The 16,254-nt window shown below is 64.8% G+C and carries 15 protein-coding genes; 3 read left to right on the top strand and 12 right to left on the bottom strand.

The genetic code is table 11. The features are described from left to right. The first annotated feature begins 17 nt into the window (after positions 1 to 17). On the top strand, positions 18 to 851 hold the full coding sequence (locus tag HMPREF1136_RS03110; RefSeq protein WP_009647869.1) for an RDD family protein: 834 nt from the start codon (positions 18 to 20) through the stop codon (positions 849 to 851). Positions 852 to 854: 3 nt separating this feature from the next. Here HMPREF1136_RS03110 and HMPREF1136_RS03105 read toward each other — a convergent pair whose 3' ends face one another. Beyond that, positions 855 to 1,307 carry a DUF3499 domain-containing protein gene (locus tag HMPREF1136_RS03105; protein ID WP_009647866.1) on the bottom strand — a complete coding sequence of 151 codons (453 nt, stop codon included), beginning with the start codon at positions 1,305 to 1,307 and terminating at the stop codon, positions 855 to 857. A 186-nt stretch (positions 1,308 to 1,493) separates the two neighbouring features. On the opposite strand from HMPREF1136_RS03105, the gene HMPREF1136_RS03100 reads away from it, so the two are divergent. Next, positions 1,494 to 1,799: a metallopeptidase family protein gene (locus tag HMPREF1136_RS03100; RefSeq protein WP_009647891.1), complete on the top strand. Its 306-nt coding sequence runs from the start codon at positions 1,494 to 1,496 to the stop codon at positions 1,797 to 1,799. Positions 1,800 to 1,862: 63 nt separating this feature from the next. Here the strand turns inward: HMPREF1136_RS03100 and HMPREF1136_RS03095 are convergent, their stop codons facing one another. From HMPREF1136_RS03095 to HMPREF1136_RS03085, 3 genes are read right to left on the bottom strand one after another with little or no spacing between them, the layout of a single operon-like run. Next, the gene (locus HMPREF1136_RS03095; protein WP_009647881.1) at positions 1,863 to 3,401 is read right to left on the bottom strand and encodes a DUF5719 family protein; all 1,539 of its coding nucleotides are present in this window, start codon (positions 3,399 to 3,401) and stop codon (positions 1,863 to 1,865) included. Next, positions 3,398 to 6,556 carry a glycosyltransferase gene (locus tag HMPREF1136_RS03090; RefSeq protein ID WP_034504646.1) on the bottom strand — a complete coding sequence of 1,053 codons (3,159 nt, stop codon included), beginning with the start codon at positions 6,554 to 6,556 and terminating at the stop codon, positions 3,398 to 3,400. The genes HMPREF1136_RS03095 and HMPREF1136_RS03090 overlap by 4 nt, the downstream gene beginning before the upstream one ends. Further along, entirely contained in the window at positions 6,553 to 6,849 is a 297-nt protein-coding gene (locus tag HMPREF1136_RS03085) for a WhiB family transcriptional regulator (RefSeq protein ID WP_009647886.1), read from the bottom strand. Before HMPREF1136_RS03085 ends, HMPREF1136_RS03090 begins: the two co-directional genes overlap by 4 nt. Before the next feature lie 311 nt (positions 6,850 to 7,160). Between HMPREF1136_RS03085 and HMPREF1136_RS03080 the strand changes: the two genes are divergently transcribed. Then, positions 7,161 to 7,772: a hypothetical protein gene (locus HMPREF1136_RS03080; RefSeq protein ID WP_009647884.1), complete on the top strand. Its 612-nt coding sequence runs from the start codon at positions 7,161 to 7,163 to the stop codon at positions 7,770 to 7,772. A 28-nt stretch (positions 7,773 to 7,800) separates the two neighbouring features. Here HMPREF1136_RS03080 and HMPREF1136_RS03075 read toward each other — a convergent pair whose 3' ends face one another. From HMPREF1136_RS03075 to HMPREF1136_RS03040, 8 genes are all read right to left on the bottom strand, one after another. Beyond that, positions 7,801 to 8,766, bottom strand: a complete 966-nt coding sequence (locus tag HMPREF1136_RS03075) for a glycosyltransferase (RefSeq protein WP_009647887.1) — start codon at positions 8,764 to 8,766, stop codon at positions 7,801 to 7,803. A 13-nt stretch (positions 8,767 to 8,779) separates the two neighbouring features. Continuing rightward, on the bottom strand, positions 8,780 to 9,787 hold the full coding sequence (rfbB, locus tag HMPREF1136_RS03070) for a dTDP-glucose 4,6-dehydratase (protein WP_009647865.1): 1,008 nt from the start codon (positions 9,785 to 9,787) through the stop codon (positions 8,780 to 8,782). A gap of 134 nt (positions 9,788 to 9,921) precedes the next feature. Then, positions 9,922 to 11,091, bottom strand: coding sequence for an ABC transporter ATP-binding protein (locus HMPREF1136_RS03065; protein ID WP_232204166.1), 1,170 nt, complete (start codon positions 11,089 to 11,091; stop codon positions 9,922 to 9,924). A gap of 5 nt (positions 11,092 to 11,096) precedes the next feature. Then, positions 11,097 to 12,032 carry an ABC transporter permease gene (locus HMPREF1136_RS03060; RefSeq protein WP_009647873.1) on the bottom strand — a complete coding sequence of 312 codons (936 nt, stop codon included), beginning with the start codon at positions 12,030 to 12,032 and terminating at the stop codon, positions 11,097 to 11,099. Between the two features lie 31 nt (positions 12,033 to 12,063). Next, positions 12,064 to 13,032: a glycosyltransferase family A protein gene (locus tag HMPREF1136_RS03055; protein WP_009647868.1), complete on the bottom strand. Its 969-nt coding sequence runs from the start codon at positions 13,030 to 13,032 to the stop codon at positions 12,064 to 12,066. Beyond that, positions 13,022 to 13,948, bottom strand: coding sequence for an NAD-dependent epimerase/dehydratase family protein (locus HMPREF1136_RS03050; RefSeq protein WP_009647864.1), 927 nt, complete (start codon positions 13,946 to 13,948; stop codon positions 13,022 to 13,024). Before HMPREF1136_RS03050 ends, HMPREF1136_RS03055 begins: the two co-directional genes overlap by 11 nt. Further along, positions 13,941 to 15,215, bottom strand: coding sequence for a rhamnosyltransferase WsaF family glycosyltransferase (locus HMPREF1136_RS03045; RefSeq protein ID WP_009647890.1), 1,275 nt, complete (start codon positions 15,213 to 15,215; stop codon positions 13,941 to 13,943). The genes HMPREF1136_RS03050 and HMPREF1136_RS03045 overlap by 8 nt, the downstream gene beginning before the upstream one ends. A gap of 110 nt (positions 15,216 to 15,325) precedes the next feature. Next, positions 15,326 to 16,254: glycosyltransferase family 2 protein (locus HMPREF1136_RS03040; RefSeq protein ID WP_009647874.1), on the bottom strand; the 929-nt coding region annotated here is incomplete at its 5' end.

Here is a 16,254-nt window from a genome sequence, read left to right as displayed (position 1 = left end):
GGACTAGCGTGTCACATATGAGCGCGCAACGCAGTCAGTCGGACACCCTTCAGGACGATTACGTCCGCACCGGCGAGGCGGTGAGCCTCGACGTCACGCCTGCCTCCCCCATGGAGCGCTTCGCCGCTGCCGTCTTCGATGCGACCGTGTACATGGGAAGCGCGTTTCTGCTCCTCGCGCTGACCGCACGGTCGTGGGGCACGATGTCCTATTCGTCCCTGCGCGTCTTCTTCATCGCCGTGATCGCGAGCGTCACGTTCTTCGTTCCGTTCGCCATTGAGATCGCGACCCGTGGGCGGTCGCTGGGTAAGTGGGCGCTGAACCTGCGCGTCGTACGCGACGACGGCGGCCCGGTGACTGCCCGCCACAGCGCGGTCCGAGTCGGGGCCGGGGTCGTCGAAAACTGGATGTTGGCGGGCGGCCTCGCCTTCGCGGCGGAAATGCTCAACGCGAAAGGCAAACGTCTGGGCGATCTCGCAGCGGGAACGATGGTGTGTTCGCAGGGCGCATCGGTGTTCTACCCGCCGCTCATCATGCCTCCGGGTCTTGAACAGTGGGGGGCCACCGCGACGATCCTGCCCCTCGACGATGCACTCGTCGCCGAGGCGCGCGCCTTCCTCGGGACGAACAGGGGCCTCAACCCGGTTCTGAGGGAACAGGTTGCCACCTCTCTCGCAGACCGCTTGTCCGCGCGCGTCCAGACTCCACTGCCTGAAGGACTCCACCCTGAGCTTGTGATTGCCGCCGTGCTGGTTGCCCGCAGGGATCGAGTGTGGACGCGCGAGGTCGAGCGCCGAGCCCGCGGACGGCAGCGTTTCCACGAGGCCACACAGGCACGCTTTGGCCTCTAGGGTTCAGTCGTCGCTTGCGCCGTCCTCGCCGTCGACGACGGTGAACTGGGCGCGCCTTCGCGCGTAGGGGCTGGAGGGGTCCAGGGGACTGGACGTGTCAGGCCTTCCCACCGAACGTGCAGAGTTGAAGGGGCCGGTGCGCGTCGAACGCTTCTCGGAGGACGAGGCCGGGGCGTGCTTCGCTTCTTGCGCAACCCTGCGCACGGCGTCGACGAGGGCGGCCAGATCGTCGACCGAGGGCGGAGCCGGCTCAAAGTTGGTGGCCAGGCGTACGACCTGCCACCCGAGGGGTGCCTTGAGGTTCTGGGCGTGTTCGTCGCACAGATCGTAGGAATTGGGGTCGGCGACGGTGGCGAGCGGGCCGACGACGACCGTCGAATCACGATAGTCGTAGGTGAGGGTAGCGACAGCGACGGCAGAGCAGCCGGGCTTCGAGCAGTGTCGTTGGGCAATCACGCACCTAAGAGTACGACACTCTATGCCCGTATCGCGCGCTCCAGCACGCCAAAGTTTTACCCTGGTGGAGTGTTTCCGACCAGACGTCATGTCATGAGCCGCGACCGCCATGGTCGGGGCCCCCGCGGACCCCTCTTTTTCCCTGGGACGCCGGCGTGGCGTACACGGCGAGAGGACTTCGATCTCATGGTCGCGGACCTCGTCAGCGAGCTGATCGGCCGCTGGCCGCAGGTGGCGACGATCGAATTCGCCGTGGAGGATGTTCCCCCGTCAAATCCGGCAGCGTGGGAATCGCATAACGTGGTCGTGGCCCGTATTTTTCCGGCGGATCGACGCCGTGGCCTGCGTGATCGGATCGTCGTCTATCGACTGCCGATCACCCTGCGTTGCCCGCCCGAAGAGGTGGGCACGATGACCAGGCGAGTTCTCGTGGAACGTATCAGCCATATCCTGGCGCTGCCGCCAGACGAGATCGACGACGCGATGCATTGACGGCGCGCAGGCACCCCGGTCGTTCACTGGCACACGCGAGAGCCACGTGCGGGCATCCGCACCTCAGTTGACGGTACGGATGGATCCGGAGACAGCGCTGATGCCCTCGGTACCGACGTTCCACGTGGTCGTCATGCGGCCCACGGCGGTGTCTGCGGAAATGACGACGGCGGCCTGGATCGGCGTGGGCGCGCTCACCTGTCCGGCTGCCTCGGGCAGCTCAACCAGGGTCGGAACGCCGGGTGCCAGGTAGAGGGTACGGCCACCGAGCGTGACGGGGACAGCGCCAGGACTCGATGCGCTGACGCCGGTGGACTGCGCGTCGCCCGCGTCGCCGGTCGGCGTGGGACTCGGCGAGGGGGAAGCCCAGATATTGGGGGTCACCGCGGGCGTGGGAGCGGCCGACTGCTCGCCGTCGCCGTTCTCCTGAGCCACGGCCTCGTCACCGTCTGTGACGGGCGCATAGAGCAGGAGGCTCGCGTGCGTCGAGCTGACACCGGACTTGGTCTCGAGCGATGTCTGGCGTATCGGTTTCGTCGACAGGACCGAAGACGCCATGGTTTCCAGCGACGCGCGGCCCGGAATCACAGCCTGGGTCAGAAGGGTGGCGGGCGCGGCGCTGGAGCGCATAATCCACGCATTGGCACGCTCCGCCCACGGGGCACCGAGCGTGATCGTGGTCGTCTGAGCAACCACCTCGCGATCAGAACTGACGATCAGGGCAATTGGAGTGGAATCCTTCGAAGCACCATCGAGAGGCATCTCCAAGGTTGACCCCTCGGCGACGGTAGCATTGCCACCGCCCAGGGGATGTACGCCCGTCGAATCTGCAACCGATACGCTCACATGCGCATCCCCGGAGGGCGACACCAGGCGCAGCAGCGACGTGCCCTTGGGGTCAACGCCGAGGATCGTCTGCGTCGTCGCGGGGGCAATCGCGGAGGCCAGCGTCGTGCCCTGGGGAACCTCCCCGTTCATGAGGGACGCCTGAGCCCAGGCACTGACCCCTCCCCCGTCGGCCTGCACGTGGACTGCCAGGGAGTTTTCATCGGGGAACCAGCCTGCCAACAGGACAGATACCGACGAGTTCGCGGCAACCGTCACCTGACGCGGAGCCGCATTGAGCGGACCGAACGCCCCGTAGCCATCGACACTGACGACCGAAGCCGTCGGGCCAGGATTGGAGAGAATGAGGACCATGTCAGCACCCGACGTGGTCGCACCGACCGCGATCCACTGGGAGGTGCGGGGGGCCGCGCAGCCGACGGCACTGAGTCCTGCGAGTTCACCGCCGCCCTGGCCGACAAGCGTCAGGCCCGTCGGGATGACGCCGCCGGTACCCGTGATCGAGGCCGGCGCGGGCGTGATCGGAGCGGACGAAAGGGACGACCACGTGGCGGCCGTCGCGACATTGCTGGTGTTAAAAGGATCCACGAGGGCCGTCGGACAGGCGAGCTGCACCTGCGAGGGGTGCGCGCTCTGCGCGGTACCATCGACGCTCGCGGGAGCGGACCCGACGAGCAGGGATCCGGTGGCCAGCGCGGCGGCCGCAATCCCGGCGACACCGAGCGCGGCCAGGGTGGCGGTCCGGGGCGTTGTCATCTCTTCCTCCACACGGATAGGGCGCTGGCGGCCACAACCACCAGGCAGATGCCCGCGCCGACGCGCCACGGAATGATCCACCAGGCACTGTAGGTCACTGTCAGGTGACCGGCGGCGGGCATGTCGAAGGCTTGAGCCCATCCGTCGACCGGGTCGGTGGGCGTCAGGGCCACGCCGTCGACGCTGGCCCTCCAGCCGGAGTCCGCGCGCTCGGCCAGGACGAGGGTGCCAGACGCGTCAACGTTGCCGTCTACGCGCAGCTGCGAGGAGCCAACGTCGGTGGTGATGCCGCCGGAGGATTCGACGCGCACGCGCGAGGGCTTGAGCGCGCTCGGGCGCACGCGCCACACGATACCGCTGTTGGTGGTTCCGACCTTCTCGAGGCCGCCCGCGCGGTCGAGGCCGAACGCGAGCGCCTGTGCGCCGCTGGCACCGTAGGGCACGAGAATCGTGTCAACGTCGTGGGCGGCGAGCGTCGCAACGGTCGCGTCGTCGGGGTAGACGACCAGGGTGTACGCGGCCTGCGCGAGCGAGGCCGTAGCGGGATCGTCAAGAGTCCCGGTGATCGCGCCTGCGCGGGCGTGAGACAGCGCGAGTGCCCGCACGGCCGGCGAGGCATCCGTCAGGGATCGGCCGTTCCCTCGCCACAGGGCGGCATTGACAGTGCCATTCGTGGGGTCGCCGTCGAGGACGAGGACGCGTCCGGCACGAGACGAACGCTGCGCTTGGGAACCGACCGCAGAGATGATGGGTGTCGCGACCGGCGAGACCGTCTCACGCTGGGCGAGCGCGTAGGTCGGAGTGTCGGAGGCATCTCCTCGGGTCGCGAACGAGACCGCCGACTGGGTGGCACCGATGCCGACGAGGATCAGGGCAAGAAGGGTTGTGCCTCCCCGCCGGAGAACAGAAACCGAGGCATCCCACGCGAGGCGCTCGCCGTCCTCGTCCTTCATCGGCGCGATGAGCTGGCTAGCGGCGAGCAGGAGCAGTCCGAAGGACACCGAGAAGGCGGGGGATGTCCAGGCTGAGGCGACGAGGGCGCCATCGAGTCCGACCCCGACGTGCGAGGCTGCCCATCCACACAGCGCGGCAACGAGCGCGGCGCTCAGCGCCGTCACAAGGGCGGTCGTGCGATGACGCGCGACGGCCAGGAGAGCAAGGAGCGCGACACCTCCACCAAGGACGCCGGAAGCGATCAGATCGAGTGTGCTCTGAGGGGCAGCCGGCATTCCGAGGAAAGCGAACCACGAGGACGCGCGAGTGTACGCGTGGACCCCACCGGTCGTCGAGGTCAGGGCCACCCACGCCGACGGGTGAACAAGAATGCTCAAGTAGGTAGGAGCGACGACCACAGCCGCGGGCAGGGCGACGATGCTCCGCCGGCGCGAGCTCCACATGAGCGCCGCGACGCTCAGCGGCAGAGTCCACGGGGCGCAGCAGGCCAGGACGAGGACGGCCAGGCCCGCGCAGCCTGCGTTCACGCCGCGTGGATTGGTCGGCGCTGCCTCGACACCGGAGGCACTCGCGACCATGAGGGGTGCGACGGCAGACACGCAGTACGCGGCCAGAATCGGCAGGGCAACGTGCGCGAGGGTTCCGGCCAGGACCCCGTGTGCCGCACTCATGAGCAGAGCCGGGGACAGCGCCCACGCGAGGGACACGAGGAAGCGCACGCGCAGCGAAGTCGTGAGGCAACGGGTGGGCACCCATGCGGCCATCGCGGCAAGCGGCGATGACGCGACGAGCAGGAAAGTCGCCACCGCACCTGGCGTGACTCCCAGAGGCGCGACGGGAGCACTGAGCAGCGCCATGAGGACGGTCAGCGGATCGGCTCCCCCGGCGTATCCATCGCCGCCGGGAATCCACCCGGCCCACGCGGCGCTCCACAGATCCCACCACGAGGCGGGCAGGGAGACCCAGGCTCCGCCGACGAGTCCAGATGCGGCACCCCACCATTGGAGACCCGCAATCATCGAGGTCACAATGAGGAGTGCCAGCCCGGTCGACGCGGATCGGATCCGGTAGCTGCGCATGGATGCGACGACCAGGGGATCGATACGCTCGCCGTTGTCGTCCTCTTCCTCACCGGCGGGTTCTTTGCGCAGGGCCGCGGGCGCGATCTCAAGGGCACGCAGCGAGGAACGCGGCACCGTACGCGACTGCGCGGCGCGAGCCCTGCCAGCGAGAAGACGCGGTGTCGCAGCCATGAGAGAGAGCAACGCGGCAATTTCAGGCAGAGCCAGGGTGGCTCGCCCGGTGACGAAGCGCCCCAGGGCACGCGCGGGAGTCCACAGGAGAAGCCACAGGGCAAGGAACGGAAGGGCAAGAGCGGGTACGGCCTTGCACCAGTTGTACATCTGGGCGGAGCGACGCCGACGGAACGACTTGGCTTGCGCGGAGGCGAGCCGAGCCACGGCCTCGGGACTATCAGCGTCCTCCCACAGAGCCGAGGCCTGGGTCGGGTCGATCCCGGGAGTCATCGACGTGCGGGCATGGCGCACGCGGGCTCGGGGAGCCACGATGACGCGATACCCGGCCAGGTGAAGGCGTCGGCCCATGTCGAGGCCGTCGCCGAAGGGTCCTAGAGCGGGGTCGAATCCACCGATGGCGTCATACGCCTCGGCGCGCAGGAACATACCCGCCGTGCCGACGCCGAGGACGTCGGTCGTGCCGTCATACTGGCCCTGATCAATCTCATCGTCGCCGATACGCTCCAGGCGACGCGCACTTGCCGTCGCAAAGATACCCAGTTCCAGCAGGCGCGAGCCGTCCCACGACAGCTGTTTCACACCGACGGCACCCACGGTCTTGCCGACGGTACCCGCCTGAACGAGTTCGCTCAAGCACTCTGGCTCGGGGGCGGAGTCATCGTGGAGGATCCACCACCAGGGTTCGGAAGCGAAGGGGGCACCTTGAGCGTACGCACGGCGGATCGCGTCGCCCAGATTACGCGCGCGTCCGACGCGCACGAGTTCGGCCCCACGGGGTACGCGGTCGGCGGGAAACGGTGTGACACGACGGCCTGCAACGTCGATGATGGTAAGCGAACGCGGGGCCATCGATTGATTCTCGATGGCCCGCAGAACGGACTGAGTGAGCGGCGCGTCCCCCCTGGTGACAAGGATCGCGCCGACGGCACGCGAAGCGGGACTCAACCGGCCATACGGCGCAAGCGCCGCCTCTCGCGTTCCGACATGCCACCCCAAATGCCGAAACGCTCATCGTTAGCGAGGGCATACTCAAGGCAATCTTCGCGAACCTGGCAGGCCTGACAAACTGCCTTCGCTTCGCGAGTGGAGCCGCCCTTCTCGGGGAAGAAAGCTTCGGGATCCGTCTGAGCACACAGCGCGTGCTGCTGCCACGCAAGGGGGCCGTCGATACGGGCGTACAGCACCGCGTCGGCGTCCTCGGACCACTCGAGAGGTCCGTCACCGAAGATGTTCCACATTGCGGGAGCTCCTTATAACGAATCGATCAATACGAGAATTACACGCGTGTCAATGCAGGAAGTCAAGCTGTTTCGCGTTATTGAGACCTCAAGAGTAGCACCTGACCCGCCGGTAAATGCTTACAGTTTTGTAACGACTTCACAGTTACCTGTTAAACGGAAAGCGTGGGACCTTCGATATACTCACGACTATGGGGAATTCTTCTGAATTTAATGTGACCAGGCTCTCTTCACTCATCGGCGTGGTTAACGCATGGTCAGGGCCTGCGCTGACTCAATATGGCCAGGTGCGAGTCGAGCTGGGCGGCCCCGTGGTCGCCCGCTGGCTCTCCAAAGTCGCTAATTACTTAACAACTGAAATCGCTGCCGACCTCTTCGGTTCAGGTGAACCAACACCGGCCCGTATCTACACGTCCCTCCAGCCGTGGCAGGATGTCCTCTGGCAAATCGCGGCCAGGGCCATGGGCTGGGAGTACCTCGATACGCGTCGCCCGCTGCCCGGAGACCTCCTGGTGACAAACTCTCTGAACGACGAGGCAAACACCGCCCTTGAGAGCGGTGCTCACGTGTTGGCCCAGGCACCTACGTACCTGTCCTTCGCATGGAATGGCGAACTCGGTGGTGCCCTGGATGCTCTCGCAGAAATCGCGATGCAACCGGACTCCCTGATCGTCGACACTCCCCCGACGCTTCAGGCTGCGCGCGACGAGGCCCTGGCTGGGTTGCGTCCACCCGCTAACCTGCACGGACAACGCGTGGCGTTGCTCTGGGAGGCTCGCACAGGTGCTGGACAGGTGCTCGATCAGTGGATGGCGGGGCGCTCGGTCGTGATCATTGACCCGACATACGTGTCACCCCGGGAGCTTCCACAGATTCTGACCACCGAGGCCGTCGACGCTGGACTGGTCGTCTACTCACGCTAAAGGGAGCGCAGCGCGGCCGCTCACTCACTTACCAGACGCGCAGAAAACGAGCGGCCGCGAGCTTCATGCCCTCGGTGCGGTCGCGCCGAATCTGTGGCCAGCGCAGAGCGAAGCGCAGGCGGGCCCACTGGCTGTCGGTCTCAAGCTCGCGCAGGATCGTGGCCAGTTCGATGCGACGCGGGGCATCAAACGTACCCACCTGCAGTGCGGCGCGAGCGATCAGGATGAACTGGTTGCGGTAGAAACCGTTACGCAGCTTCGCCATGCGGGCGTCGCGCGCACCAGCCCCAGAATTCGCACCCTGGACGTTCGCGCTGTGCTGACGATACTCCAGCGTCGGTTCCTCCCCGATCACCCACGTCAGCCCAATCGCGCGGGCGAGCGCATACACGTACCAGTCGTGCACGCCGATCTGCGAATAGTCTAGGCGCTCAATCACCTCGGCCAGCACACGATGCGCGTCAGGTGAAAACACGTACGTAGAGCCGGGGCCGGCGGCTTCAAACAGAAAATCCCACGCGCGCATCGGCTGAGACTTACGAATGAGGCGACGCTCCCCCACCCCGCCGCCAGGCAGCGACTCAAACGCCGTGACGTTAGAAGAAACCACGTCAGCGCCCGTGGACGCCATCAACGCAAGCTGAGAGCTGAGCTTATCCTCGTGCCACACGTCGTCCTGGTCGGTAAAGGCCACGAAGGAACCGTCGGGCACATGCGTCGTAAACAGGTGCAGGAAATTGCCCGTTACCCCGGGGGTACCGTCGCGCTGAGGCAAGATGGTGATGCGCGGATCGGACGCGGCACGCTCCTCAAGATGGGAGCGCGTCGCGTCCGTCGACGCGTCATCGGAGACGACAAGAGAGACGTCCACCCCCGCCTGAGCGAGCACGGAGTCCACCTGCTCATCCAGCCACGCCCCGGCCTCGGCCATCCCGTTATAGGTGGCCATGAGGACGGTGACGCGCGGACGAGGCATGGCGCCGTCTTCGATCATGCTAGCCAAGAGATCAGTGCCCCTCGGCGGCGTACTTCGCCTCGACGGCTTCCTTGAGGGGAGCCCACCAGGCCTCGTTATCGGTGTACCAGGCGATCGTGTCGGCCAGGCCGTCGCGGAAGTTCGTGAACTTCGGTTCCCAGCCGAGCTCGGTCACCAGCTTCGAGTTATCGATCGCGTAGCGCAGGTCGTGCCCCGGGCGGTCCTTGACGTGATCGAAATCGTCGGGGGCGTAGCCCATCAGCTCGTTGAGGATGGCAACGACGTCGCGGTTGTTCGTCTCACCATTCGCGCCGATCAGATAGGTCTCACCGATGCGGCCCTTCATCAGGATGTCCCACACAGCCGTGTTGTGGTCGCGCACGTGGATCCAGTCGCGCACGTTCAGGCCGTCGCCGTACAGGCGGGGGCGCACGCCGCGCAGGCGGTTCGTGATCATGCGGGGAATGAACTTTTCGATGTGCTGGTAGGGACCGTAGTTGTTCGAGCAGTTCGAGATCGTTGCCTCAACGCCGAAGGAACGCACCCACGCGCGCACCAACAGGTCGGAACCCGCCTTCGAGGAGGAGTAGGGCGAGGAGGGGTTGTAGGGCGTGGTCGGCGTGAACTTCGCGGGATCGTCCAGCTCCAGGTCACCGTACACCTCGTCGGTGGAGATGTGGTGGAAGCGCACCTTGTGGCGGCGCACGGCCTCCAGCAGGGTGAAGGTACCCACCAGGTTCGTCTGGATGAAAGGCGAGGGATCCAGCAGCGAGTTGTCGTTGTGGGACTCAGCCGCGAAGTGGACGACCGCGTCCGCCCCGGCGACGACGCCGTCGACCAGATCGGCGTCAGCAATATCGCCCTCGACGACGGTCAGGCGCGAGGCGAGCTCGGCGGGAACGTCAGTCAGGGACGCGCGGTTGCCCGCATAGGTGAACTTATCGAGGACGACGACGTCGACATCCGGATGATCCTCAAGGAGCGTGTGAACGAAATTCGCTCCGATAAAGCCGGCACCGCCGGTCACAACGATCTTCATGGGTTTTCTCCTTTGCGCGCCCGGGGGGGCGTGTCGGGTTGTGTTGTCGAGTGCGATCGCCTCTGCCACCATTATGCCGTACGTCAGCACGGAGGTGATCGCAAGAACAGATCGCGGTTGGCGTGGGCGTCGTATCAGGACTCGACGACGATAGACGAATCCAGTGCCACCGGCCCCGAGCCAATTCCGTTTCCTTGGACGACCAGGTCCCATGCTCCGTCTCGCTGAGCGAAGGGCTGACCGCCCGCGTCGTCAATCGACACGTTCATCCGGTACATACCCTCGCCCAGAGTCAGGGTCGGCACGGTGATGATCACCGTCGCGTCGCCCTCGATGGCCGGCAGGGTCGCCCCGGAGTTACGGGAGTTGTAGTAGTGCAGCTTCTGCCCCAGGTTAGTATCCAGCGAGAAGGCCGTCACCCAGTCCTCAATGCGCTTGGACGCGGTCAAGTCTATGCGGATGCAGATCGTGTCGCCCGTCCGCGCGACGCGGATGGGTTCTCCACCCTGATCCGTCATCGCGATGTCTCGGATCGAGATGACACCCGTCTCCTCCGTGTGGATGGGGGCGATGAGAGCATCGCGCTGGAAACCCTCGCGCAGGATACGCACGGCATCCGAGGTCGAGCCGTCGAAGACGAGCTTGCCGTGGTCGAGGACGACGCCTCGCGTACACACGGACTCGACCTGCTCGGCGGAATGAGAAACCAGGACGATCGCGCGCCCCTCCGTCTGGAAGGAGTGGATCTTGTCCATGCACTTACGCTGGAAGGGTTCGTCGCCGACCGCGAGGACCTCATCGACGAGGAGGACGTCAGGGTCGGAGTGGACGGCGACCGCGAATGCAAGGCGCACGTACATGCCCGAGGAGTAGAACTTCACCTGCGTGTCGATGAACTGTTCGATGCCGGAGAAGGCAACGATCTCATCGAAGCAGGCTTCGGTTTCGGCGCGCGTCATGCCCAGGATCGAGGCATTAAGGAAGACGTTCTCGCGTCCCGTCAGATCCTGGTGGAAACCGGCACCGAGTTCGAGCAGAGCGGCCATGCGCCCGCGGGTCGTCACACGACCACTGGTCGGGCGGATGATCGACCCCATGATCTTCAGGAGGGTGGATTTGCCGGAGCCGTTGTGGCCCATGAGGCCCACGGATTCGTTGAGGGACACGTCCACGTTCACGTTGTCAAGGGCGCGGAACTCTTCCACCCGCGCGCGCGAGGAGTGCAGCACACGGTCCTTGACCGAGGTGTCCCGATGAAGTTTAAAAACCTTGGAAACGTCCTGAACGCGGACGACTTCAGGCATTGACATTAGAGCTCCTGAGCGAAGTTACCTTCGAGGCGGGCAAAGACGCGGTGCGCTCCGAAGATGAGGACGATGCCGATCAGCGCCGCAACGGCTAGGCGGATCATGAGGTGCACGGGGTAGGGCTGATCAATACCCGCCGCCCACAGCGAACGCTGGAATCCGAGGATCGCCAACGTCACGGGATTGGCGAGGTAGATCTCATGCGCCACCGGATAGTTCACAGCCAGTGCCTTTTGCACGTAGCTGTAGGAGTAGACGATCGGCGAAGCCCAGAACGCCAGGAAGGTGATGACCTCAATGAGGTGCTGGATGTCGCGCATGTAGACGTTGAGCGCGGACAGAAGCAGCGCGAACAGGGTCGCGTACACGACCAGCACGACGAGAGCGAGCGGCAGGTAGGCCAGCTGCGCGAGCGACGGGATAGCCCCCGTCACCACGATGGCGCCCAGCAGGATGACCAGCTGAATCGCCGAGTTCACCGCTGACGTTCCCAGCGTCGAGAGCGGGAAAATCTCGCGCGGAAGGTAAACCTTCTTCACCAAACCGGAGTTGGCGACAATTGACCCGGTACCGCCGGTGACGGTTTCCAGGAAGAAGCCCCACGCCGTCAGGCCCGTGAACACGAAGATCGCGAAGGACGGGATGCCTCGTGACGCGCCCAGGAACTGCCCGATAACGATGAAGTAAATGAGCAGCTGCGACAGGGGCTTGAACAGGGACCACACAAAGCCGAGGTTCGAGTCCTTGTAGCGTGCCTTGAGCTCACGGTTGATGAGCAGACGCAGCAGCTCGCGGCGTTTCCAGATGTCAGCGAAGGCGCGCTTGGTGCCGCCCACCAGGCCGCTCTTGTCACCCAGCTCTCGCAGGGGTTGGGCCTCGATACGCTCCACGCGGAGCGCGAGAGAGGACCCGGGGGAAGGGGTCGTTGATTCAGTCATATCAACTCACTATATCTGACCGTCTGGTCCCTTACTGACCATAGCGCTTGAGCGGGGAGCGAACGCCCCGGCGCACGCCCCTCCACTTCTGCACGTGGTACGCAGGGTTGAGGAAGAAGCCGCTGATCTTGCGGCGTTTGCCTACCTCGCGGTCACGCGCCAGGCGCAGCGCGTCCTTCAGGATACCAGTCGTGACCATGCGCACGACCGTGGGGATCGAGGGCATCGCGACGTCGATACCGACCTCGCGCAGCCCCTGGGTCTCCTCGAACATGCGGTCATCGTACTCGGAGACGGTCATCTCATTAGAGTGCAGGACGGCAGCGCGGGGCGCGTAGGCCTTGATGTATCCAGCAGAAATGACGTCGCGGCCCAGGAGCTGGTCCTCGGCGTAGGAGACGTCGCGGTAGGGAACCTCGCCGGTCAGAATATCCTTGCGGGCGGCGGAGTTGACGTCGGAGTAGAAGGTGACGGCGTTGCGCACACCCTCGTCCTGAATGAAGTCGTCCTCGTAGAACAGGGTGGTGCCAAAGCCCGGTCCGAAGCCGTTGAAGACGCCCTTGATCTCGTAGCGCAGCAGCGGGAACGCGTCGGAGCGCGGAATCTGTGACCCCATGACGGCGACAATCCGGTCGGAGATCTTAAAGGGCGCAGTGATCTCGTGAAGCCACCTGTCCGAGGCCGGGGTTGCGTCGTGCGTCAGGTAGGCGACGATACGGCCCTTGGCCAGGTGCGCGCCGAGGTTGCGGGTCTTGCCGTGGCCGAACTCGCTGTTAGGGATCTGGACGAGACGCACGGACGGGTACTTGGCGATGAGGTCGAGCGTAGAGTCGGTCGAACCCGAGTCGATGACGAGGATCTCGTAGGTGCCGTCAAAACGCTGGGTGGTCAGCGAGGCGAGGATCTCGTCGATGTGCTGTTCACCGTTGTAGGTCAGGATGACGACACTCGCGTCCAGTGACGCGTCCTTCGCCTCGATGTAGTCCGATTTAGTAACCATGCGCTTGAATCTCCTGCCATGTTTTCGCGATCCCCTCGTCGAGCGACGTCATTGTGAAGGGGCCGAACTCGTTGTTCACTCGCTCCGTGTTAAGGACGGATCCGAGAAGATAGGTCGAGGGCGTGGGGACATGCTGGATCTCCGGCGTCGCCCCGGTCACGCGCTCAATAGAGGCCACGATTTCAGAGACCGTCGTCTTGCAGCCCGAGCCGATATTGTAGACGGAACGAGACGCACCGCGCTGGATCATCGTGGAGACCATCGTCGCGAAGTCCTCGACATAAATGTAGTCGCGGAACATGGAGCCGTCACCCATGACCGTCAGCGGCTCACCGTTCAGGATGTGACGCAGGAAGATCGGGATGATGCCCTGGCGCTTGTGCGGGTTCTGCCGAGTACCGTAGGGGTTCGAGATGCGCAGCGACGTCGAATTCAGATCGTACTTACGCGCAAAGAAACGCATGTAGTTCTCGATGGTGAGCTTGCCGATGCCGTAGGGCGATACCGGAAGCGTACGGTCGTCCTCGCTGTAGCTTTCCTTGTCTTGGTCGCCGTAGATCGTGCCACCACTCGATGCGTAGTAGACGTGACTCACCCCGGCCTCGACGCAGGCGCGGAACAGATCGATGCTGCCCTGGATGTTCGTGCGCACGTCCAGCGTCGGATCGTTCTCCGCCGTCGCGGGATCCGTCGTGGACAGCATGTGCACGACGATATCCATGCCCTGCACGGCGCGCGCCACGTCATCCCGGTTCAGGAAGTTACCATCGAAGGCCTCGACTCCTTCAGCCTTCCAGTGTTCTCCACTGCCGAACATGTCGAAGGCTCGGATGAACGTGCCTTCCTCGGCGGCGAGGGCATCAACCAAGTGAGATCCGAGGAATCCGTTTCCTCCGACCACCAGAATGTTAGGCATTCATGGCCTCCTCAAAATCGGCGACGAACGTACGTCCCGAGTCCTCCCAGCTCAGAGTCGTCGCGGAGGCAGCAGCCTCACGCGAACGCTCCACCTGATCCTGCGCGTCCACAATCCGAATGATCTCCCCGGCCATAGCGCCGGGCGAGAGCGGCACGTAGTCGATGGCAGGGTTATCCGAGACGAGACGGTTGTTGGGGGCATCGTTGACGACGGGGATTGTGCCGCACGACGCCAGCTCGAGCGGGAGCAGCGACAGGTTCGTCAGACTCATGACGAGCGCGACGGCGCACTGGTTATACAGCGGAGCGAGTTCTTCGAGCTTCATCGCTCCGTGGTTGACGTACTCGAAAGGAACCTTCCACTCCGACACGTCCCACCCGGCCATGTGAATGCGGATATCCGGACGACGCTTCTTGACGTCGGCCAGCACCATGCACCCCAGCTCAAATCCACGACGCATCGTGACCGGACGCGCGTAGAAGAAGACGTCCTTGCGCCGCGAGTCATTCGTACGCTTGTAGAGCGTCATCTCTGCGGCGAAGTCGAAGGGGTGAGTCGTCATGCCGTACTCGTCGTGAAGCTTCGTGGCCAGCCACTTACCGGCGGTGAAGGCCTCAAAACCGAAGCGATACGTGTTCTCCGCGAGCTGGTTCTCGGATCCAACGGGGTAGAACGAGGGTTCGAAGTCCTGGACGAAGTAGAAGCGACGAGCGTTGGAACGATCCAGGTAGGCGGGGTAGGCGGTCTCCCAGCCGGTCGCGAAGATCGCGTCAACGTCATCGCCGACGCCGACTGTCGGGTCATAGAGGGCGTAAGTGGCCTTCAGGGACGGGTAGTTGCTGGAACGCTCGACCATCTCGCGCACGCGATCCGCGTCGACAGGGATCGCCTGCGACCAGTAGAGGAAGATCTTGACGGTGTGACCGGCCGCCTCCAGGTAGGACAGGAAACGGAAGATGTTCTGGTGCCCACCGGAGGACTCGCCGGGGGGAGACATGATCCACGCGGTAACGAACGGACCCTCACCGACGGTGCGCGGGTTCTTCTTCCAGTGAGGCTCGCTTACCCAGTCGAGGGCGGCGGCGTCAGAGAACTTGACGAGCATCCCGAGGGGGTACTGCGCCTTGCCTTTTCCCTTGCCTGAGTTTGCAATCTGATTGCCCAAGCCCTGCAAGAGACGAGCGGTCGTCATACGACCCCCGTGTCGTTTGAGGTAGGAGGCACCCTTCGCGAACTTACGCACCAGCGGATTCGTCTGTGTCATGTTCGTCAGTCTAGCGCCTACAGGGATCGGACTTGACCGAGGAGTGACTCATCCCTTGCCGCAGCTCTGTATCTTTACTCACTTTCCAGCGTTTCCTTTGTGACAAGGAATCACCGTAAATGTGCCCCACCACGACGTGTTCGACGCGCGTGGCGCCGACGCAGCGCGGTCGGAATCGCGGCGATGCCCTGGGCGATGCCATGAGCCGCCGGACCGTGGAAGCCCTCGCGCGCGGCGCGCACGATGGAGCGAGCCAGCGCGTTGGCAACCACCGACCAGGCCGCGTGCTCAGCCGCGACGATCAGTCGGTTGCGCGCGTTAACACGGGTGAACATCGGCGAAGTCGCGTCCGAGGAGGCCGCGTGCTCGTGATCAACCACGGCCTCGCGCACGAAACGCACGCTGTATCCGGCCTCGTGGAGCTTGTAGGACAGGTCCGTGTCCTCGTAGTACATGAACAGGTCGGTTCGTATGCCGCCGACTTCCTCCCAGGCGTCGGAGCGAATCGCGCACGCTCCCCCACAGATGCCAAAGACCTCGGCCGGGGCATCGAGCTCGGATGCGAGGCACAGCCAGTCGCGGTCCTGCCCGTTGCCCGCGCCGTCCACGACGTTCCCCGTCGAATTGACCAGGATCGTGCCCAGACCGGCCCGGGCCTCGTCGTCGCTGAGCCGCACCCAGCGCGTGGGACCGTTTCCGCTCAGGGCTACGGCCTCGCCGTCGCGCGCCTCGCGGTAGCGCCCGGCCAGGAGGATGAGCGCGGTCGTCGCCCCCACCATCGGGTCGCCGAGCGGAGCCAGGAGCGCGTCCAAAAAACCCTCGCGGACCGTCGCGTCGTTGTTGAGCAGGACGAGAGCACCCTCACGCAGGTCGGAGGCTCCAGCCATCACGCCCGCACCGAAGCCATCGTTGACGCCCGCGTTGACGATCTCGACGTCAGCACCGCCCACGCCGGGGCGTCTGCCCGCGAGCGCACGCAGCTCGGGCAGGTGGGCGGCGAGGACGTCGAGGGAGTCGTCCCCCGAGCCGTTATCGACGA

This window comes from Actinomyces sp. ICM47, from assembly GCF_000278725.1.
GTDB lineage: Bacteria > Actinomycetota > Actinomycetes > Actinomycetales > Actinomycetaceae > Pauljensenia.
This window is presented reverse-complemented; position numbering and strand designations above follow the sequence as displayed.